Origin of the sequence: Streptomyces sp. NPDC085944 (assembly GCF_040686295.1) — a bacterium.
Lineage (GTDB): Bacteria > Actinomycetota > Actinomycetes > Streptomycetales > Streptomycetaceae > Streptomyces > Streptomyces salinarius.
In genome coordinates this window covers 327031-346296 of the sequence record NZ_JBFBJX010000001.1, presented here as the reverse complement: position 1 = coordinate 346296, position 19266 = coordinate 327031, and the positions used below count along the sequence as shown (strand labels likewise).

The 19266-nt window shown below is 74.9% G+C and carries 18 protein-coding genes; 2 read left to right on the top strand and 16 right to left on the bottom strand.

Annotated elements, in window-relative coordinates; all coding sequences use genetic code 11:
* Positions 1-10: 10 nt before the first annotated feature.
* On the top strand, positions 11-1201 hold the full coding sequence (locus AB0P07_RS01785; protein WP_365543619.1) for a methyltransferase domain-containing protein: 1191 nt from the start codon (positions 11-13) through the stop codon (positions 1199-1201).
* On the opposite strand, the gene AB0P07_RS01780 is transcribed toward AB0P07_RS01785, so the two are convergent.
* From AB0P07_RS01780 to tsaB, 12 genes are all read right to left on the bottom strand, one after another.
* Positions 1198-2454 (bottom strand): RNA polymerase sigma factor, encoded by a 1257-nt coding sequence (locus AB0P07_RS01780; protein WP_365543616.1) that lies wholly within the window; start codon positions 2452-2454, stop codon positions 1198-1200. The genes AB0P07_RS01785 and AB0P07_RS01780 overlap by 4 nt on opposite strands.
* 64 nt (positions 2455-2518) lie before the next feature.
* Positions 2519-2875, bottom strand: a complete 357-nt coding sequence (locus AB0P07_RS01775; protein WP_134654388.1) for a YciI family protein — start codon at positions 2873-2875, stop codon at positions 2519-2521.
* Positions 2876-2983: 108 nt separating this feature from the next.
* A complete protein-coding gene (locus AB0P07_RS01770) occupies positions 2984-4021 on the bottom strand; it encodes an LCP family protein (protein ID WP_365543612.1) in 1038 nt (345 codons plus the stop codon).
* A gap of 170 nt (positions 4022-4191) precedes the next feature.
* Complete coding sequence (locus AB0P07_RS01765; RefSeq protein ID WP_102931226.1) at positions 4192-5244, bottom strand: LacI family DNA-binding transcriptional regulator; 1053 nt, start codon at positions 5242-5244, stop codon at positions 4192-4194.
* Positions 5245-5338: 94 nt separating this feature from the next.
* Positions 5339-8683 carry an SAV_2336 N-terminal domain-related protein gene (locus AB0P07_RS01760; protein ID WP_365543609.1) on the bottom strand — a complete coding sequence of 1115 codons (3345 nt, stop codon included), beginning with the start codon at positions 8681-8683 and terminating at the stop codon, positions 5339-5341.
* Between the two features lie 2 nt (positions 8684-8685).
* Positions 8686-9636, bottom strand: coding sequence for a MoxR family ATPase (locus AB0P07_RS01755; RefSeq protein WP_365543606.1), 951 nt, complete (start codon positions 9634-9636; stop codon positions 8686-8688).
* Positions 9633-11774 carry a trypsin-like peptidase domain-containing protein gene (locus AB0P07_RS01750; protein WP_365543604.1) on the bottom strand — a complete coding sequence of 714 codons (2142 nt, stop codon included), beginning with the start codon at positions 11772-11774 and terminating at the stop codon, positions 9633-9635. Before AB0P07_RS01750 ends, AB0P07_RS01755 begins: the two co-directional genes overlap by 4 nt.
* A gap of 3 nt (positions 11775-11777) precedes the next feature.
* Positions 11778-12176: a CU044_2847 family protein gene (locus AB0P07_RS01745; protein WP_365543602.1), complete on the bottom strand. Its 399-nt coding sequence runs from the start codon at positions 12174-12176 to the stop codon at positions 11778-11780.
* Positions 12177-12290: 114 nt separating this feature from the next.
* On the bottom strand, positions 12291-12545 hold the full coding sequence (locus AB0P07_RS01740) for a hypothetical protein (protein ID WP_365543599.1): 255 nt from the start codon (positions 12543-12545) through the stop codon (positions 12291-12293).
* On the bottom strand, positions 12542-13654 hold the full coding sequence (gene tsaD / locus AB0P07_RS01735) for a tRNA (adenosine(37)-N6)-threonylcarbamoyltransferase complex transferase subunit TsaD (RefSeq protein ID WP_365543596.1): 1113 nt from the start codon (positions 13652-13654) through the stop codon (positions 12542-12544). Before tsaD ends, AB0P07_RS01740 begins: the two co-directional genes overlap by 4 nt.
* A complete protein-coding gene (rimI, locus tag AB0P07_RS01730; RefSeq protein ID WP_365544494.1) occupies positions 13647-14132 on the bottom strand; it encodes a ribosomal protein S18-alanine N-acetyltransferase in 486 nt (161 codons plus the stop codon). Before rimI ends, tsaD begins: the two co-directional genes overlap by 8 nt.
* A gap of 44 nt (positions 14133-14176) precedes the next feature.
* The gene (tsaB, locus tag AB0P07_RS01725; RefSeq protein WP_365543594.1) at positions 14177-14830 is read right to left on the bottom strand and encodes a tRNA (adenosine(37)-N6)-threonylcarbamoyltransferase complex dimerization subunit type 1 TsaB; all 654 of its coding nucleotides are present in this window, start codon (positions 14828-14830) and stop codon (positions 14177-14179) included.
* Positions 14831-15012: 182 nt separating this feature from the next.
* Between tsaB and AB0P07_RS01720 the strand changes: the two genes are divergently transcribed.
* On the top strand, positions 15013-15567 hold the full coding sequence (locus AB0P07_RS01720; RefSeq protein ID WP_365543591.1) for a hypothetical protein: 555 nt from the start codon (positions 15013-15015) through the stop codon (positions 15565-15567).
* Positions 15568-15598: 31 nt separating this feature from the next.
* On the opposite strand, the gene AB0P07_RS01715 is transcribed toward AB0P07_RS01720, so the two are convergent.
* The 4 genes from AB0P07_RS01715 to alr all read right to left on the bottom strand — a co-directional run bounded on the left by AB0P07_RS01715 (position 15599) and on the right by alr (position 19250).
* The gene (locus AB0P07_RS01715) at positions 15599-15817 is read right to left on the bottom strand and encodes a hypothetical protein (protein ID WP_365543588.1); all 219 of its coding nucleotides are present in this window, start codon (positions 15815-15817) and stop codon (positions 15599-15601) included.
* A gap of 410 nt (positions 15818-16227) precedes the next feature.
* Entirely contained in the window at positions 16228-16770 is a 543-nt protein-coding gene (tsaE, locus tag AB0P07_RS01710) for a tRNA (adenosine(37)-N6)-threonylcarbamoyltransferase complex ATPase subunit type 1 TsaE (protein ID WP_365543585.1), read from the bottom strand.
* Positions 16739-17989, bottom strand: coding sequence for an alpha/beta hydrolase (locus AB0P07_RS01705; RefSeq protein WP_365543583.1), 1251 nt, complete (start codon positions 17987-17989; stop codon positions 16739-16741). Before AB0P07_RS01705 ends, tsaE begins: the two co-directional genes overlap by 32 nt.
* A 91-nt stretch (positions 17990-18080) precedes the next feature.
* On the bottom strand, positions 18081-19250 hold the full coding sequence (gene alr / locus AB0P07_RS01700) for an alanine racemase (RefSeq protein ID WP_365543580.1): 1170 nt from the start codon (positions 19248-19250) through the stop codon (positions 18081-18083).
* Positions 19251-19266 lie beyond the last annotated feature (16 nt).

The following is a 19266-nucleotide window of genomic DNA, read 5'->3' as shown; positions in this document are numbered from 1 at the left end:
CAATGTCCCGGTGAACGACCTCGATTCCCTCCACGCCCTGCTCGCCCCCGAGGGCCGCGCGCTGCTCGACGAGGTGCGCGACACCGACCCCGCGCAGGAGTTGGCGGTCGCCACCCGGCTGCGGCGCACGCACCCCGCCGGGCTGGTCTCGGCGGCGCTCGGGCAGGCGCGGCTGCGTCAGCGGGCGGTGGCGAAGTTCGGGGCCGAGGACGCGCGGCGGATGTTCTTCACGCCGAACGGGGTGGAGCAGTCGACGCGGGCGAGTGTGGCGACGTACCGCGCCGAGAGCCTCCAGGCGCTCGGGACACGGTCGGTCGCCGACCTGTGCTGCGGGATCGGCGGCGACGCGATCGCGTTCGCCCGCGCCGGGATCCGGGTCCTGGCCGTCGACCGGGACCCGGTGACCTGCGCGGCGGCCCGCGCCAACGCCGACGCGCTCGGTCTCGCCGACCTGATCGAGGTGCGCGAGGCCGATGTGACGGAGGTGGACACCGCCGGATACGACGCCGTGTTCGTGGACCCCGCCCGGCGTTCCTCCAAGCGCGGCCGGATCTTCGACCCGGAGGCCTACTCCCCGCCGCTGTCCTGGGCCGTGTCCGCCGCACTCGGGGCACCGCTCGGCCTGCTGAAGATCGCGCCGGGCATTCCGCACGAGGCGATCCCCCCTCAGGCGACGGCGGAATGGGTCTCGGACGGCGGCGACGTCAAGGAGGCCGTGCTCTGGTTCGGCCCGGACGTGACGCCGGGCGCGCGACGGGCGACGCTGCTGCCCACCCGGGCGGGGCTCTACGCGACCCCCGGCACCATGCTCCCGGATCCGGAGGTCCGGCCGGTCGGGCGGTACCTGTACGAGCCGGACGGCGCCGTCATCCGCGCCCATCTGGTCGCCGAGGTGGCCGACGACCTGGACGGCGGGCTGATCGACCCGACCATCGCCTACGTCACCGCCGACGAGCCGCACCGCACGCCGTACGCCACGGCCTACGAGATCACCGGTCAACTCCCGTTCAACGTCAAGAAGCTGAAGGCGCTGCTGCGGGAGCGCGGGGTGGGCACGCTGACCGTGAAGAAGCGGGGCTCGGCGGTCGAACCGGAGGAGCTGCGCAAGAAGGTCAAGCCGCAGGGGCCGAACGCCGCGACCGTGTTCCTGACCCGGGTCGCGGGGGCGCCGACGATGCTGATCGGGCACCCGGCGCGTTAACCGGTCGCCTCCTGTGCGCGGTGCAGCAGGAGAGCGCGCTCGCGGGCGTTGCGGGTCAGGGACGCGGCCCGTTCGAACTCCTCGCGGGCCTCGGCCGTGCGGCCCAGACGGGCCAGGAGGTCGCCGCGGACGCTGGGGAGCAGGTGATAGTCGCGCAGGGCGGGTTCCGCGGCGAGGGTGTCGACGAGGGCCAGGGCGGGGGCCGGTCCCTCGGCCATCGAGACGGCGACCGCGCGGTTGAGTTCGACGACCGGGGACGGGGCGCGGGCCGCGAGCAGGCCGTAGAGCGCGGCGATGCGCGGCCAGTCGGTCTCCTCGTAGGTGTGGGCCGTGGCGTGGCAGGCGGCGATCGCGGCCTGGAGGGCGTACGTGCCCGGGGCGGCGGAGCCGGTGGTGGCGTGGGCGTGGCCGAGGGCGGTGACGCCGCGGGCGACGAGCAGGCGGTTCCAGCGGTGGCGGTTCTGGTCCTTCAGCAGCACCGGCTCGCCGTCGGGGGCGGTACGGGCGGCGGTGCGGGAGGACTGGAACTCCAGCAGCGCCGCCAGACCGTGGACCTCGGGCTCCTTCGGCATCAGGGCGGACAGGACGCGGGCCAGCCGCAGAGCGTCCTCGCACAGGGCGGGGCGGAGCCAGTCGTCGCCGGCGGTGGCCGCGTAGCCCTCGTTGAAGATCAGGTAGATGACCTCCAGAACCGAGCCGAGACGGGCCTCGCGGTCCGGTCCGTACGGCACCTCGAAGGCGACGTTCTTCCTGGCCAGCGTGCGTTTGGCGCGGACGATGCGCTGGGCGACGGTCGGTTCGGGCACGAGGCAGGCACGGGCGATCTCGGGCGTGGTCAGGCCGCCGAGCAGGCGGAGGGTGAGGGCGATGCGGGCCTCGGCGGACAGCACCGGGTGGCAGGCGGTGAAGACCAGCCGCAGCAGGTCGTCGTCGATGTCCTCCGGGTCGGCCGGCTCCTCGGGCGGCGGCGCGGAGGCGGGCAGGTCGCGGCCGATCTCCGCGAGCTTGCGGGCGTAGTTCTCCCGGCGCCGGATCAGGTCGACGGCGCGGCGGCGGGCGGTGGCCATGAGCCAGGCGCCCGGGTTGTCGGGCAGGCCGTCCCTGGGCCACTGTTCCAGGGCGGCGACCAGGGCGTCCTGCGTGAGTTCCTCGGCGATGCCGACGTCCCGGACGAGCCGGGCGACGCCGGCGATCACCCGGGGCGACTCCAGCCGGAAGACGGTTTCGAGGGCGGCGGTGGGCTGCGCTTCCACAGCCCACCATGCAACACCCTCGGGCCGCCGGGGCAAAACGGCGCCCGGGCCCGGGCCCGTCGGCTCAGCCCTCCATCAGCTCCCGGACCTCGCAGGTCACCGTCCAGTGCTCCTCGTGCACCTTCAGGAACCGCTTGGTCCACTCGACCGCCTCGGCCCGGTCCTTCGCCTGGAGGAGGGAGTAGCCGCCGATGACCTCCTTGGACTCGGTGAAGGGCCCGTCGGTGACGGAGATCCGCCCGCCCTCGTAGTGGACGCGGGTGCCCTGGGCGGTCGGGGTGAGCCCGGCCGTGTCGAGCAGGACGCCGGCCTTGGTCATCTCGTCCATCAGCTTCTCCATCCGCTGGATCAGCTCGGGGCTGGGGCCGCCGGCGAGGGTGTCGGACTCCTCGATGCGGATCAGGGACAGGTAGCGGGGCATGGTGACTCCTCGGGTGGTTCGGTGCCGGGATCTCCCGGCCTCTCACCCTTGCGTCGAACGGGCCGGCCGCGGATCGACACCCGCCGCGGAGGAATTCCGGGACGTCGCTCAGCGCAGCGATTCCCACAGCTCGGCGGCGTCCGGCTGGTCCGCCACCACCCGGTTGGGGTCGGAGGGCGCGGGCAGTACCGGCATCGTCAGCGTGCGTACGTCGTCCGCGTCCAGGTGGCCGAGACTGCGGCCCAGGTTCGTCAGCTCGCCCAGCGAGTCCAGGCCGGTGTCGGTGGTGAGGCTGCCGGTGAGGGCGTCGGCGACCTGGTAGAGGCGTGCGGGGTCGGCGAGCAGGTCGGTGGCGGAGATCTGTTCGAGCAGCGCCTTGACGAGCTTGTGCTGGAGCTCTATCCGGGCGAGGTCGCTGCCGCCCGCCAGTCCGTACCGGGTGCGGGCCAGGCCGAGGGCCTCGGTGCCGTCGAGGTGGTGGGTGCCGGCGTCCAGGTGGAGGTGGCTCTTGTCGTCGTCGATGTCCACGTCCGTGGTGACGGTGACCCCGCCGAGTGCGTCGACCAGGTCGGCGAAGCCGGCGAAGTCGACCTCGACGTAGTGGTCCATGCGGACGCCGGTGAGCGACTCGACGGTCTTGACGGCGCAGACCGGACCGCCCAGTTCGTAGGCGGTGTTGAACATCGCGCCGCTCGCCGCCCTGGTCGTGCCGCCGGACGGCAGCGGGCAGGAGGGCCGCTCGACGAGCGTGTCGCGCGGGATGCTGACGACGGTGGCGGCGGTGCGGCCCGCGTCGAGGTGGACGACCATCGCCGTGTCCGAGCGGGCGCCCCCGCTGTCGCCGCCGCCGAGTTCCCGGTTCTCCTCGCCGCTGCGCGAGTCGGAGCCGAGGACGAGGAGGTTCAGGGCGCCGGTGGGCACCGGGGACTCGGAGGGCGAGGCGGAGGGGACGGTGACGGGGCGGGCGGGGCGGTCGTCGCCGAGCGCGCCGTTGATGTCGACGCTCTTGATGTTGCCGTTGAGGTGCCAGTAGGCCCAGCCCGCCGCCCCGGCGCCGAGCAGCAGGGCGCCGGTCAGGGCCAGGCCGGCCGCCTTCAGCCCCCTCCGGCGGCCGTCCCGGCCCTCCTGCCCGCCCCGCGCCGCCATGCGTCAGCCTCCGCCCCGCCCGTCCCGTTCGCGTCCCCACTCGGATGCCCCGCCGGAAGGAACATAAGTCCGAATTATTGAAAACTGGAACAGGTGGGTCGGGCTTCTGCGGAAATTCTCAGACTTCTGAGGCCGCCGGACACTCCCGGGCCCGGGGCGTGCGCGGCCGGCTACGCCTCCCGGGGCGGCGCCGTACTGCTGCGCACCTCCAGGCTGGTGGCCAGCTCCACCCGGGTCGCCGTCGGCGAACCGTCGTCCCGCCCGAGGTCCAGGACCAGCCGGGCCGCAGCCTCGGCCATCTCCATCAGCGGCTGCCGTACGGTCGTCAGCGGCGGGCCCACCCAGCGGGCCACCGGCAGGTCGTCGAAGCCGACCACGCTCAGGTCCTGCGGGATGCGCAGCCCCAGCTCGCGCGCGGCCTCGTACAGTCCGAGCGCCTGGAGGTCGTTGCCGGCGAAGACGGCGGTCGGCCGGTCCGGGCGGCGCAGCAGCTCCAGGCCCTGTCGGTAGCCGGCCTCGTGGTGGAAGTCCCCGGTCACGATCAGGCCGGGGTCGACGGGCAGCCCGGCCGTCTCCAGGGCGGCCCGGTAGCCGTCGACGCGGGCGCGGCTGCACATCATGCGGGTGGGGCCGCTGATCGCGCCGATGCGGGTGTGGCCGAGGTCGACCAGGTGCCGGGTGGCGGCGAGTCCGCCCTGCCAGTTGGTGGCGCCGATGGACGGCACGTCGGCGCCCGGGTCGCCGGCCGGGTCCATCACCACGAACGGGATGGACCGGCTGGTGAGCAGGGCCCGCTGGGACTCGTCGAGGCCGGACAGCACGAGGATCACGCCGTGCGGACGGCGGGCGGCGACCTGGTCGGCCCAGGTCCGGCCGGGGGTGAGACGGCCCGCGCTCTCGGAGAGCACCACGCTGAGCCCGGCGTCCCGGGCCACGTTCTCCACGCCCCGGATGACCTCCATCGCCCAGGCGCTCTCCAGTTCGTGGAAGACCAGGTCGATCAGGGGGGAGCGGGTCGACTCCGCCCGCCTGCGCCGGTAGCCGTGCACGCGCAGCAGCTCCTCGACGCGGGCCCTGGTCGACGGGGCGACGTCGGCGCGGCCGTTGAGCACCTTCGAAACAGTCGGCGCCGACACACCGGCCTCACGCGCGATCTCGGCGAGGGTCGCGGTCTGCGCGGACCGCTTTCGCGTCGGAGTCTCAGCAGGCTGCGGGGAGGTCATGGCGGCGATCGTAACCCCACGCGCTCCCAGGGCGAAGACGTCGGCCGCTCAGGGCCGTCAAAACATTAGGCGTTGAATTCGAAACATTCGAGGCTCAGTCGTCGCGCATCGCCAGGTCGGCGAGGTTCAGGAACGCCTCCGTGGTGGCCGGACGCAGCCTGCGCAGCTCCCAGCCCGAGGACTGCAGGGCCCCGTCGAAGGGCACGCGCACCACCTGCTCGGGCTCGACGCGCAGCCGTGGGGCGAAGGACTCCGGCAGCTCGCGTACGGACGCCCCGCCGGTGTCGGTGACCACGACGAGGGCGGTGCGCGCGAGGTGCTCCCGGCCGGCGCCCCGGACGAGGGCGAGGACGCGCACGGCCGCGTCCAGGAACCAGTCGGCGGTGCCGCAGCACAGGATCAGCCGGTCGGTGTGGTCGAGGACGGCGGCGGCCGACTCGTCGAGCCGCAGCGGGGCCCAGTCGGTGAGGACGAAGGGGTAGTAGTGCGCCGTCTGCGCCAGGACGCGCACGTACTCCTGCTGGTGCGCCGGGTTGGGGCTGAAGTGCCCGCTGCGGTGGGCGACCACCTCGAGGCCGGAGGGCAGCCGGGTGGTACGGGCGCGGATCTCCTCGTAGGGGACGTCGGCGGGCAGCGCCGCCAGGTCCCGTACGACGGCCGGGTTGCGGCGGGTGAGGAAGGCGTCCAGCGACCCCTCGGTGGGGGACCCGTCGAGGGCCAGGACCGGCTCGCCCCGCGCGGCGGCCAGGAGGGAGCCGAGCACCATCGTGGTGGTGGCGCGTCCGCTGTAGTGATAGGCGCCGATCAGGGTCAGGCGCCTGCTGCGCGGCATGGGTGCCCGCAACCGGTCCAGACGGTGCAGGGCCTGCCTGCGGGCGGTGCCGAAGCGGGGCAGCCGCAGCTCCGGGCGCGGGGCGCCGGCGTCCGGGGCGGGCGGGGCGAGCGGGCCGCGCGGGGCCCGGCTCTCCCACTCGGCGGCCGGGCCGGCCCCGGCCAGCTGGAGCCGGGTGCGGGCAACGTACCGGGCGAGGACCTCGGCGACCTCGCTCGCGGAGGGCCGCTCGGCGGGGTCCGGGTCCACGCAGCGCAGCACCAGCCGCCGCAACTGCTCCCAGGTGTCGCCCTGCCACAGGTGCATGCCCTCCGGCAGCGACGGCAGGTCCCAGCCGGCCTTGCTGCTGATGACCTGGAGCAGCTCCCCCAGCGCCCGTACGTTGTCCTCAGGGGTGGGCGCGGCGCCCGAGCCCAGGTACACGCCGTCGACGGCGCAGTCCGACAGGTCGCCCAGGACGACGGTGCGCCGCAGGACGTACACGCTGTCGGCGTCCAGGGTGGCGGGCACGAGGTTGTTGAGGTGGCACAGGGCCACCGCGTTGGCGAGGTAGCAGGAGACCAGCAGGCCGCGCAGGGTGTCGAAGGGGGCGGTGCCCTCGGTCAGGGCCCGGTCGAAGAGTTCCGTGAGCCGGGTGGGCTGGACGTCGGGGTCCCCCTCGTCCGCGATGGGGGTCATGGCGAGCCAGGGCGGGGAGTCCTGGAGCCCGGCGGCGAGCAGTACCGGCGCATACTGCCCCTGGAGGCGGCGCAGCGCCTCGGCCTCCACCGTGACGAGCTGCGCGTTGACGGCGGGCAGGTCGGGGCGCGGCACTCTGAGGACGGCCGCGTTGCCGCGGCCGTCGACGCCCCGGTAGAGCAGGGTGCGCCGGCCGCGGCGGCGGCCGCGCAGCCCGTAGCCGCCGAGGTGGGCCGGGTCGTCTTCGGTGAGCGGCTCCCAGAGTCCGCCGCCGGTCCGGGCCCCGGTGCCGCCCGTGCCCGGCCGGCCGCGGCCGAGGGCGGGTGAGGTCCTGCCGACCGACACTCCGAACCGGGCGAGCAGCCTGCGTTCGACGCTGGTGAACGGCTGCTGGGAGCCGGGCAGGCGGTCGGAGCCGTCGGGATGGAGCAGCCAGGCCGGAAAGTCGGGGGAGTTGCCGGCGAGCTCCTCCAGCCGTCGTCCGATCCGCCGGCCGGTGCGCAGCAGTTCGGCCTGCGGGACCGCGTCGAGCAGTACGGCCTTGGAGGCGTCGGAGAAGTCGAAGACCCGGTGCTTGGCGGGCAGCGGACCCGACACGGGCGCCGGGTGGGGCCGGACCAGGCCGCCGAGGAACACCTCCGCGAGGTGGGAGGTGGTGGCGGCCCAGGGCACGGCGCTCTGCACCAGCCGCATCACGGGGACGGACAGCGGGGCGACCGCCGCGAGGTGGGCGGCCAGACGGTACGCCTCGGGGGTCGCGGCGTCCCGGAAGTGCTGGGCGCCGCCGAGGTCCCGGGCGGGGGCGACGGCCGCGTGCCGGTCGGGGCTGGCCAGCAGCGGAAGCTCCACGGTGGCGCCCGGAGAGGCGAGCAGCCGGGCCCACACGCCGAGGGAGCCGACAGTGGGTTCCAGGACGGGGACCGGGATGTCGTCGAAGCGGCTCAGCTCCGGGGGAAGTACGGGGTCGACGACCTTCCAGGAGGTGTTGGCCCCGCCCACCCGGCGGGTGGTGGCCTGCCAGCGTTCGGCGGCGATCCCGGAGGCCTCCCACATGTCGGGCGGCAGGGTGTGCAGGACCGCGACGGGACCGCGCGCCGCCCGTTCGGCCAGCAGCGCGTGGACGGCGCCCGAGCGCCACGCCGGGCCCATGCCGTCGCTGACGACCAGCAGCAGGGTGCGGCCGGAGGGGTCGTTGACGGTGCTCAGCGGCAGCTCGGTACCGGTCTGGGCGAACGGCCGCGCGTGCAGGCGCGGTCCTGCCGCGTTGCCCGTGTCCAGCCCCAGGACGCGGGTGACCGCGAAGGCCCCCAGGCGTTCCAGGAGGGTGCGCAGCTCGGTGGCGAGCCGGTGCCAGAGCAGCATCGACAGGCCGTCGTCGACGAGCAGCGTGAGGTTGAGCCAGCGTTCGCGCACCGGCCGTTCCACCACGTCGGGCAGCTCGGTCTCGGCGAGCTGGGTGGCCGTGCGGTCCTCGTCGATCTCCGTGCGGTGGCGGCTGTCGTGGCGGCGACGCAACGGCCTCAGCGACCGACCGAGCGCCAGCTCGCCGTCGAGTGCCTTCTCCTCCGGGACGCGCACCGGCAGCGCCCTGCGGGGCTCGTGGCCGGTGGCCGCGAACCGGGGCGGGGGCTCGGGAGCGGTCCGGGCGCCCGCGTGCAGGGTGGCGGGGCTGGTCAGGTCGGGCAGGTCCCGGTCGCCGGGCTCGGGCGGCGGACGTCGCGGCACGGACGGCTCGGAGACTCCGGGGCCGTCGGAGGACATGGGCTCCGGAGTGCGGTCGGGTGCCTGCCGGTGGAGGGGTGCTTCGGGGCCCGCGGGCAGTTGCCGGGCCAGCCACAGCACGTCGAGGACCTGGTCGGCGTCCAGGTCCACCCGGCAGGCGCCGAGGTGCCGCAGCGCCTCGGCGAGCCGCTCTCCCCCGGCGGGCACGGTCACATCGCCCCGGTGAGCTGGTGCAGGACGGCGTCCAGCAGGCCCTCCGCGTCCAGATCGACGCCGCCGGCGCGCAGGAACACCGCGTTGAGGAGCTGGTCGGTGGCGAGTTCGCCCAGGGCGCGGCGGCGCAGGAACGCCCCGATCAGGTCGTCCGCCTCCCGCATGGCCTCCTCGCCGAGGTGCGCGACGACGATGGTGCGCAGCCGCTCCTCGTCGGGCAGCGGCAGGTCGAGGCGCAGGCAGCGGCGCAGGAACGCCGGCGGGAAGTCCCGCTCGCCGTTGCTGGTGATGACGACGACGGGGAACTCGGCGCACTGCACCAGCCCCTGGTGCACCCGTACGGTGCCCCGGTGGTCGTGGGTCTGCACCTCCACGTCGGCCATCTCCTCGGGCAGCCGGGTCAGTTCGGGGATGTCGAAGAACCCCTCCTCGAAGACGGTGAGCAGGTCGTTGGGCAGGTCGACGTCGCCCTTGTCCATCTCGTCGATGAGCAGGCAGCGCGGCACGGCCGACGGCACCAGCGCGGTGCCGAGCGGGCCGAGCCGGACGAACGTGCCGATGGACGGCTCTCCTTCGCCGCGGTCCCGGCTGAGGGTGGTCTCGCGCAGCCGGCCGATCGCGTCGTACTGGTACAGCGCGTCCTTGACGGTGGAGCGGCTGTTGACGGGCCAGCGCAGCAGTTCGCCCAGGCTCAGTTCGTGGGCGACGGCCCGGGCCAGGGAGGACTTGCCGGTACCCGCCGGCCCGGTCACCAGCAGCGGACGGCGCAGGTGCAGCGCGGCGTTGACGACGTCGGCGTGCTGCGGGGCGATCACGTACGGCAGTTCGGGGCGCGTCGTGCGCAGGGGGACGAAGCGCCGCCACGGTGGTGCCGGGGGCAGGGCGACGGGCCGGGGCTCGCCGTCGCCGCGGAAGAGGCGCCACTCGGCGTCGGCAGCGGACGTCATGTGCTCTCCTGGGGTTCGGTCAGGCGCAGACGGGGCACGGTGCGGTCGGCGTCCGCCCAGGCGAGGACCGGGCGGCCGGGGTAGTCGGGCGGGCTGGCCCGGGCACCCGCGCGGTAGTCGCGCACACCGTCGGGCAGTTCGCGGGTGGCCACCCGAGCCATGTGGCGGACGGTGTGCGCGGCGCCGTCCCGGCCCCGGTCCCACACCACCACCGGTATGCCCAGGGCGAGGCAGGTCTGCACGATGCCGTCCCGCGGGCCGGGCGGTACGTCCACACAGACGCGCACGGTGTCGAGTTGGTTGACCAGCCGGGAGTAGATGGTGTCCCGGTCCATGGCCTCGGAGACCACGAAGGTCTTGCCCGAGTCGAGCCGGTTCCAGCGGCTGCGCCAGTGGGACATGAACCGTCCGTGCCGGCGCAGGAGTTCGGGGCAGTGCACGACCAGCGGGAACTCCACGCCGAGCACCCCGGGCACCAGCGCGTCCGGGTCCCGGACGGTCCACTCGTCGACGGGCAGGTTGAGCCCGGCGCGGTCCACCAGCACCTCGACGAGGGGAGGCCGTTCGTCCTCGGCGGGCGGGGTGAGGGAGTCCAGCACGCGCAGGACCTCGCGGGCCGCCTGCGGCGCGGAGTAGGAGCGCACGCTGTCGGTGGAGACCTGGCGCGGACCCGCGCCCTCGTCGCACCAGATGCGCAGCCGGTGGCGGCCCTGCCCGGCGGGGTTCACCTGGACCAGGACGCGGACGCGGAAGACGCGGGCGCGCAGGGAACGCGCCCACTCCTGGGCGTCGAAGCGGCGTTCGCCGAGGGCGGCGCGCTCGATGCCGAGCCGGGCCGCCACCCCGTCCGACCACAGCCGCAGCGCGGCCCGCCGGGCACCGCACAGCGCGGCGACGTACTCCATCACCCGCAGCAGCGCGGGGACCCGGCGTTCGCCGCTGGGTGCGCGGCCGTCGCCGGGCAGCGCCTCCAGGTGGTCGAGCAGTGCCTCCGCGCCGTCCCCGTCGGGCAGCGCCGCCAGGTGCGGGAGGGCGGCGCGGACCGCCTCCGGGAACCGGGCGAGCACCTCGGGCGGCAACGTGCGCAGGTGTCCGCGCAGGGCGGTGTGCTCCTGCGGGGACAGCAGCTTGGGGGTGTGCGAGAGTCCGCCGGCGGCCAGCACGCGGTCGGCGTCCTGGGGAGCGCCGCGCCGCAGGGTGCCGGACAGCGCCGCCAGGGCCCGCGGGTGGCTGAGCAGGAACACCGCGAACTCCTGCGGCGTGGGCGGGACCACGTCGCTGCCGGACGTGACGCCGCAGGCCCGGGCCAGCCGCTGCGCACCGGCCACGAGGCTGCTCGACGAGGGGAAGGCGTCCTCGATCGCCTCCGTCAGCAGCAGGAGGGCGGGATCGTCGGGGTCGGGGGCCCCGGGCGCCGCGTCGTCCAGCACGCCCAGGGGATGCAGCTCTTCCTGGACGCGCTGCCAGGGCACGCACCAACTGCGCCGCACCATGTGCTGGGGGCTGTGCGGGAGCGCGGCGCCGGTGGCCCGGTCGCGCGGCGGCATGAAGTGGGCGACGACCAGTCCGACCACGGCCTGCTCCGTGCGGCACCACAGCGGGCCGCCGCTGTATCCGGGCCCCACCGCCATGCCCGTGGGGGCGCCGTCCAGGTAGGCGCGGGCATCGACGGGTCCGTGGACCGTCAGCCAGGCGTACGTGGCCGGCTCGCCGCTGCCGTGCCAGGCCGTCACCCGCTGGCCGGGTGCCATGGCCGTCAGCCGGGGCACGGGCAGACCGCCGGGGGAGCCCGCGATCCGGAGCACGGCGAGGTCACCGAGCCACTCGTCGGCCCCCGCCGGCACCGGCCCGCCCTCCCGGGTGCGCGGGGCGATCCAGTGGGCCACGCTCGCGTGGAAGCGCCGTGCGCCGCCGGAGTCGTCGCGGATCTCGACGGCGACCTCTCCCAGACCGGGCGACCGCGGCTCCAGCATCGGCCTGTCCAGCGCGGCGTTGACGACGTGGGCGCAGGTCAGCACGGTCTCGGAGCCGAGCAGCAGGCCACCGCCCACGATCTTGCCCGTCCCGGCCCCGCGTACGGAGACCACGTGATGGACGGGGTCTTCGACATCGCTCGCCGCGGTCCCGAACCACCCCACGCCTCACTCCCCCGTGGCTGCGGGGCCGGCCGCGGGCGCCGTCGGGCTCCAGCTCGCGGTGACGGTGAGGTGGGCCGTTCCCGTGCCGCCCACGATCCCGAGCTTGAGGTCCTGGCCGACCTGGACGCCGAAGGTGACGCTCAGTTCGGTGGGCGGGTCGGGTACGGCCGTGGCCGCGTCGTGGACCTCCTGGATCAGCGGTCCCAGCGGGCTCAGCGCGCCGCGCAGGGCCCCGGCCGCGAACCGGGCCACGGTGCCCGTTCCGCGCGCCACGGGCACCGCCCGTCCCATGCCCTCGGGCAGGTCGTCGTCGGACGGCGCCCCGGGCGTGCCGTCGGCGGGCGCGAGCAGGAACCGGACCGGGCTGCCGTCGTCGAGCGTGAGGTCAGGTGTAGTGGACACGCCTCATATTGTCGTCGTCGACGGTGACTTCGGCGGCGATCTTTCTCAACTCGGTTACGAGATCGATGCATTGCGTGAGGAATCAGTCACCGTACCGGTCCGGCTGCGCCGCGGTCACCCACCCACCGACTCGAACCGCCACCGGTGCACCGCGCGGGTCACCAGGCCCTCCTCCGGTTCGGGCAGTTCCGGGAGTTCGGCGTCGTAGGCGGCGTCCCACCAGGTGATGACGAGGACGCGGTCCTGCGGGGCGCGCAGGGTCTCCCGGCGCAGCGGCCGCAGCTCCAGCTCCTGCCGCCGCGCCCAGGCCAGAAGCTCCCCGCCCCGGCCGGGCACCGCCCGCGCCTCCCACATCAGCGCGACGGTCACGAGTACAGGTTCTCCTTGCCGACCTCGTGCACGTGGTCGTGCGTATGCGTGTGGCCGTGTCCCGGCACGTGCGGGTCCGTCACGGGGAGGGAGGAGTCCGCCGAGAGGTCCCAGTCCGAGGCGGCCCGGTTGCGGGCGACCATCTCGGCGCCGAGGGCGGCCACCATCGCGCCGTTGTCCGTGCACAGCTTGGGGCGCGGCACCCGCAGCCGGATGCCGGCCGCCTCGCAGCGCTCCTGGGCCAGGGCCCGCAGCCGGGAGTTGGCGGCCACGCCACCGCCGATCATCAGGTGGTCGACGCCCTCGTCCTTGCAGGCCCGCACCGCCTTGCGGGTCAGCACGTCCACGACCGCCTCCTGGAAGGAGGCCGACACGTCGCGCACCGGCACCTCCTCCCCCGCCGCCCGCTTCGCCTCGATCCAGCGGGCCACGGCCGTCTTCAGCCCGGAGAAGGAGAAGTCGTACGCCGCGTCGCGCGGGCCGGTCAGACCGCGCGGGAAGGCGATCGCGTTCGGGTCGCCCTCGCGCGCGTACCGGTCGATGACCGGGCCGCCGGGGAAGCCCAGGTTCAGCACGCGGGCGATCTTGTCGAAGGCCTCGCCGGCCGCGTCGTCGATGGTGGCGCCCAGCGGGCGGACGTCGGAGGTGATGTCCGTGGAGAGCAGCAGGGAGGAGTGTCCGCCGGAGACCAGCAGGGCCATCGTCGGCTCGGGCAGCGCCCCGTGTTCGAGCTGGTCGACGCAGATGTGCGAGGCGAGGTGGTTGACGCCGTACAGCGGCTTGCCCAGCGCGTAGGCGTACGCCTTGGCCGCCGAGACGCCGACCAGCAGGGCGCCCGCGAGGCCGGGTCCCGCGGTGACGGCGATGCCGTCGAGGTCGCGGGCGCTCACCCCCGCCTCCTTGAGGGCGCGGTCGATGGTGGGGACCATCGCCTCCAGGTGGGCGCGGCTCGCCACCTCCGGGACGACGCCGCCGAAGCGGGCGTGCTCGTCGACGCTGGACGCGACGGCGTCGGCCAGCAGGGTGGTGCCGCGCACGACACCGACGCCGGTCTCGTCGCAGGAGGTCTCGATCCCGAGGACGAGAGGCTCGTCGCGTGAGTCAGCCATGGTTGTCGGTTCCTCGTTCGGTTCCCGGTACGGAGGTGGAAGGGTCGGTCAGGCGCATCACCAGGGCGTCCACGTTGCCCGGCTGGTAGTAGCCGCGTCTGAAGCCGATGGGCTCGAAGCCGAAGCGCTCGTACAGCCGCTGGGCGCGGGTGTTGTCCACCCGGCACTCGAGCAGCACCTCGGTGCACTCGAAGGCGGTCGCCGCCCGCAGCAGCTCGGTCAGGAGCCGGGCGCCGAGCCCGGTGCCCCAGTGGTCGCGGGCGACGGCGATGGTCTGCACGTCGGCCTGCTCGCCGGAGGTGACCAGGCCCGCGTAGCCGACGACGTGGCCGTCCTCCTCGGCGACGAGGTAGCGCCGGGTCGCCCCGGGGCCGCGCGCGTGCGCCAGCTCGGACCAGAACATCCCCCGCGACCAGGCGTCCTCCGGGAACAGCTCGCGCTCCATGCGGAGCACGGGGCCGATGTCCCACCAGCGCATCTCGCGCAGTACGGCGGGTGCGGGCTCGGCGGTGGCTGGCTCGGTCACTTGGGGGTGACCACCTTGTAGTTCTTGGGGACCTGGGCGTCGGGCCGGCGCAGGTACAGCGGCCGGGGCGCCGGCAGCTCCTCCCCCGCCGCCAGCCTCTCGGCGGCCAGGCGGGCCAGGGCGGCGGCGGACACGTGCTCCGGCTCGTGCGCCCGGGGGAAGGTGTCCGGGTAGAGCAGCGCGCCCGCGCCCACGGCCGGGAGCCCGGCCACCCGCTCGGCGATGTCGGCGGGGCGGTCGACGGCCGGGTCGGTGAGGCGGGTGCGGGAGTCGGCGTAGCGCGCCCAGTAGACCTCTTTGCGGCGGGCGTCGGTGGCGACCACGAAGGGGCCCTCCAGGTCGGCGGCGAAGGCGAGGCCGTCCAGCGTGCACAGGCCGTGCACGGGCACGCCGAGGGCGAGCCCGAAGGCGTCCGCGGTCATCAGGCCGACGCGCAGCCCCGTGTACGGGCCGGGTCCGGTGCCGGCGACGATGCCGGTGACGGCGTCGAGCCGCAGGCCGGTCTCGGAGAGCACCCGGTCGACGGCGGGCAGCAGCAGCTCACCGTGGCGGCGGGCGTCGACCTGGCTCGACGAGGCGATGACGTCCGTACCGTCGTGCAGCGCGACGGTCACGGCGGGCGTGGCGGTATCCAGAGCGAGCAAGAGCACACAAACAGCCTACGGCGCCGCGCGGCCCTCGCCGGACGCCCTGTGGACAACTTCGGGGACCCTCGGTCGGCACGCCCCGGCCACTCCGTGTCGCTCACCGCGTTCACCTGCTCACGTACTGCTACCGTCGCCCCGAGACACGGCACGCAGGACGCACAAGTACGACGACGAGGTGGTCGCCCGTGGCAAGCAGCAGCGCCGGTATCGTCACCGGCCTCGTCACGGCGGCCCTCGTGACGATCGGCGCCCTCGCCCACCAGGCGTCCGTCAGCGCCCCGGCCGACCTCGGCCCCGCCCGCGCGACCGCCAGTCCCGCCCCGGGCGCCGTCAAGGCACCGCGTGACCGGCGGCACCCGGACGCCCTGCCCGGGGGGTCCGGAACGGGTGAACGGGTGGTGTACTCGGTGGACGACGACCGCGTGTGGCTGGTCGGCCCGGGGAACAAGGTGCGGCGCACCTTCGAGGTCACGCCCAGCACGGTCGATCCGGTGCCGGGCGCCTACACGGTCACGTCCCGGTCCAACCGGGTCACCGGGTCCGACGGCGTCCCGGTCGAGCACGTGGTGCGCTTCGCCAGCGCCCAGGGTGTGGCCGTCGGGTTCAGCGCGGCGATCGACGGCTCGACCGCGAAGCCCGACCCGGACCGGCGCACGGGCGGCATCCGCGAGTCCCGCGCGGACGGCGACGCGATGTGGGAGTTCGCGACGATCGGGCGGCCGGTCGTCGTCGTCCGCTGACTGCGCGCCAGTCGGACGGGGCACACCGGCGTCAGGCGGCCTCGCGGTGGTCGGGGCCGTCGCGCCGTTCGCGGCCGCCGGGACGGTCGCGGACCGGGCGGCGCGCCTCCGGCTCGGGGGCGCTCGGCGGTGTCGAGACCGCCGCCGCCGCGGCGCACGAGGCGAGCAGGTCGCGCATCGACACCCCGGCGGGCGCGGACGCCTGGGGCCCGGGGCGGTCCTGCGGCTGGGCCTGGGACATGGACGACATGGACGCCTCCTGAAGCTCGGGGGCCGGGCGCCGCGGTAAGGCATGCCTAACTACGAGCCGACTACCATGTGACCACGCGCAAGACCCCCGACGCAATCTTTTGCCGACGCTTTGTCGGAAAACCCGGCGCGGGGGTCCGGCCCCGGGGGCCGTGGGGTGCGGTCGGGGCCCTGTGCCCGGTCCGGGGGCGCGTGGGTCCGGTCGAAGACTCGTGGGCGCGTGGGCCCGGTCGAAGGCTCGTGGGCTCGCGGGCCCGCTCCAAGGCCCCTGGGCTCGCGGGCCCGGCCAAGGCCCGCGGGCTCGCGGGCCCGCTCCAAGGCCCGCGGGCCAGTGGGCCCGCTCCAAGGCCCCTGGGCTCGCGGGCCCGGCCCAAGGCCCCTGGGCCCGGTCCGAGGGCTCGCCGGGGCAGCTCAGCCCGCGAGGACGTTCACGTCGGCGGTGGCCCACCGCTCGCCGAGTCCGGTGACCGTCACGTGCCGCACCTCGTCCGCGGTGTCGCCGACGGCCCGGTCGATGCGGACCCGCAGCCGGTCCTCGGTCAGTTCCTCGACCTTGCCCTCGCCCCACTCGACCACGATCACCGAGTCGGGCAGGGAGACGTCGAGGTCGAGGTCCTCCATCTCGTCCAGGCCGCCGGACAGCCGGTAGGCGTCCACGTGGACGAGCGGCGGTCCGTCGCCGAGCGAGGGGTGCACGCGGGCGATCACGAAGGTCGGGGAGGTGACGGCACCGCGCACGCCGAGGCCCTCGCCGAGACCGCGGGTCAGGGTCGTCTTGCCCGCGCCCAGCTCGCCGCTGAGCATCACCAGGTCGCCGGCGCGCAGCAGTTTGGCGAGTCTGCGGCCCAGTTCCCGCATCTGCTCGGGGGAGGTGACGGTGATCTCGACGTCGGCGGACGAGCCGGAGGAGTGACCGGAGGGCTCAGCCGGGCCCTGCGCTGCTGGTGCTTCCATAACCGTCCACGTTAGCCGCTGCCGGCACCGCGCCCGCGCGGGCGAGCAGGTCGGCGAGGCGGTCGGTGACCAGCTCCGGGTGCTCCAGCATCACCAGGTGCCCCGCGTCGGGGACCAGGACCAGCTCCGCGTCCGGGAGCAGGCCGGCGATCGCCTCGCTGTGCTCGCTCGGCGTCACCAGGTCCCGCACCCCGGCCAGGACCAGCACCGGAAGGTCGGCGAAGTGGGCGAGGGCCTCGGTCTTGTCGTGGTCGTTGAAGGCCGGGTAGTACTCGGCGACGACGTCGATCGGCGTCGACTCGATCATCCGCTCGGCGAACCGGGCCACGGCCGGGTCGACGTCCCGGGACGCGAACGAGTACCGCTTGATGATCCCCGCGAACAGGTCGGCCGTCGCCCGCCGCCCCTTCTCCACCAGCTCGGCCCGCTGCCCCAGCGCCTTCAGCACGCCCGGCAGCACCCGCCGCACCGCGTTGACGCCGGCCACCGGCAGCCCGAAGTTGACCTCACCCAGCCGTCCGGACGACGTGCCGACGAGGGCGACGCCGACGACGCGCTCGCGGACCAGGTCGGGGAAGGCGTCGGCCAGCGCCATCATGGTCATGCCGCCCATGGAGTGCCCGACCAGCACGAGCGGGCCCTCGGGCGCGGCCGCGTCGATGACGGCCTTGAGGTCGCGGCCCAGTTCCTCGATGCTGACCGGCCGGTCGTCCCGGGTCTGGGCCACGCCCCGCCCGGATCGTCCGTGGCTGCGCTGGTCCCAGTGGACGGTGCGGACGACGCCCCTGAGGGCCGCCCGCTGGAAGTGCCAGGAGTCCTGGTTGAGGCAGTAGCCGTGGCTGAAGACGACGGTGACGGGCGCGGGCGCCTTGCGGCCGAACAGCCGCCTGCGGCGCGGGGCGCGGTGGATCTCGGCGTCGACCGCCGGATCGACCTCGTCGACCTCGTAGTACAGCTCGGTGCCGTCCTCCGCGTACGCCCTGGCGGGGGTGCCGCGCAGTCCGCCGTACGGGCCCGCCGAGTCGAGGGCGAGGCGGGCCTTCTGGCGCATTCCCCGGCCGACGGTGAGCCGTTCTATCGCCACGCCGGCCGCGGCGCCCGCCGCGACCACGCCTATCGCGACCCCGGCGATGCCGGTCGCCCGGCGCCAGCCGCCGCCTGCGGCCTCCGTGGCGGAGGCGACGGCCGCAGCGACGGCCTCCCCGCTGCTCTCGCTCACGTGTACCGCTCCTCTTCGCCGGTTCACCGGGCCGCTGTGCGCCACCCGCTGCTCGTCGCCTTCTCACCTGGACGCGCGTCGGTACGCCCTGTCACTCGTTGACGTAGACGCGCGGAACGCGGGTTCCGATCCGGGTGACGATCTCGTACGCGATGGTGCCCGCCGCCTGGGCCCAGTCCTCGGCGGTGGGCTCGCCGCGGTCGCCGGGACCGAACAGCACGGCCTCGGCGCCCGGTTCGGGCCGGTCGCCGCCCAGGTCGACGACGAACTGGTCCATCGCGATCCGCCCCGCGACCGTGCGCCACTTGCCGTCGACCAGGACGGGGCCGGTGGAGGAGGCGTGGCGGGGGATGCCGTCCGCGTAGCCGAGCGGGACGAGGCCGAGGGTGGTGTCGCCGGGGGTGGCGTAGTGGTGCCCGTAGCTGACCCCGTGGCCGCCGGGGACCTGCTTGACCAGGGCCAGGGAGGCGGACAGCGTCATCGCGGGGCGCAGCCCGAAGTCGGCCGGGGTGCCGATCTCGGGGCTGGGCGAGACGCCGTACATCGCGATGCCGGGGCGTACGAGGTCGAAGTGGGTGTCGGGAAGGGTGAGGGTGGCGGGCGAGTTGGCGATGTGCCGCACCTCGGGGCGCAGTCCCTGCCGCTCGGCGTAGGCCGTCATCTCCAGGAAACGGGTGAGCTGCGCGGCGATGGAGGGGTGGCCCGGCTCGTCGGCGCAGGCGAAGTGGGACCACAGCCCGGTGACTCGCAGCAGCCCCTCCGCCTCGGCCCGCAGCGCGGCCCCGACCAGCTCTTCCCAGTCCGCGCCGGGCTGGCAGCCGTTCCGTCCGAGGCCGGTGTCGGCCTTCAGCTGCACGCGCGCGGGCACGCCGGCCGCCCGGGCCGCCGCGACGAGCTCCTCCATGGCCCACAGAGCGCTGACGGACACGTCGAGACGGGCCTCGACCGCCTCCCGCCAGGGCCCGCCCGGCGTCCACAGCCAGCACATGATCCGTACGTCGTCCGGCAGTCCGGCCTGCGCCGACCGCAGGGCGAGGGCCTCCTGCGGGGTGGCGGTGCCGAGCCAGCTCGCGCCGGCCCCGACGGCGGCGCGGGCGCAGGGGAGCGCGCCGTGGCCGTAGGCGTCCGCCTTGACGACGGCCATGAGAGCCGCCCCGGGGGCCCGTTCGCGCAGCGCGCGGACGTTGGCCCGCAGGGCGGCCAGGTCGATCTCGGCCCGGGCACGCAGTACCGCGTCCGGCCGAGCAGGTGTCTCGCTCATCGTGCCCCAGTCTCTC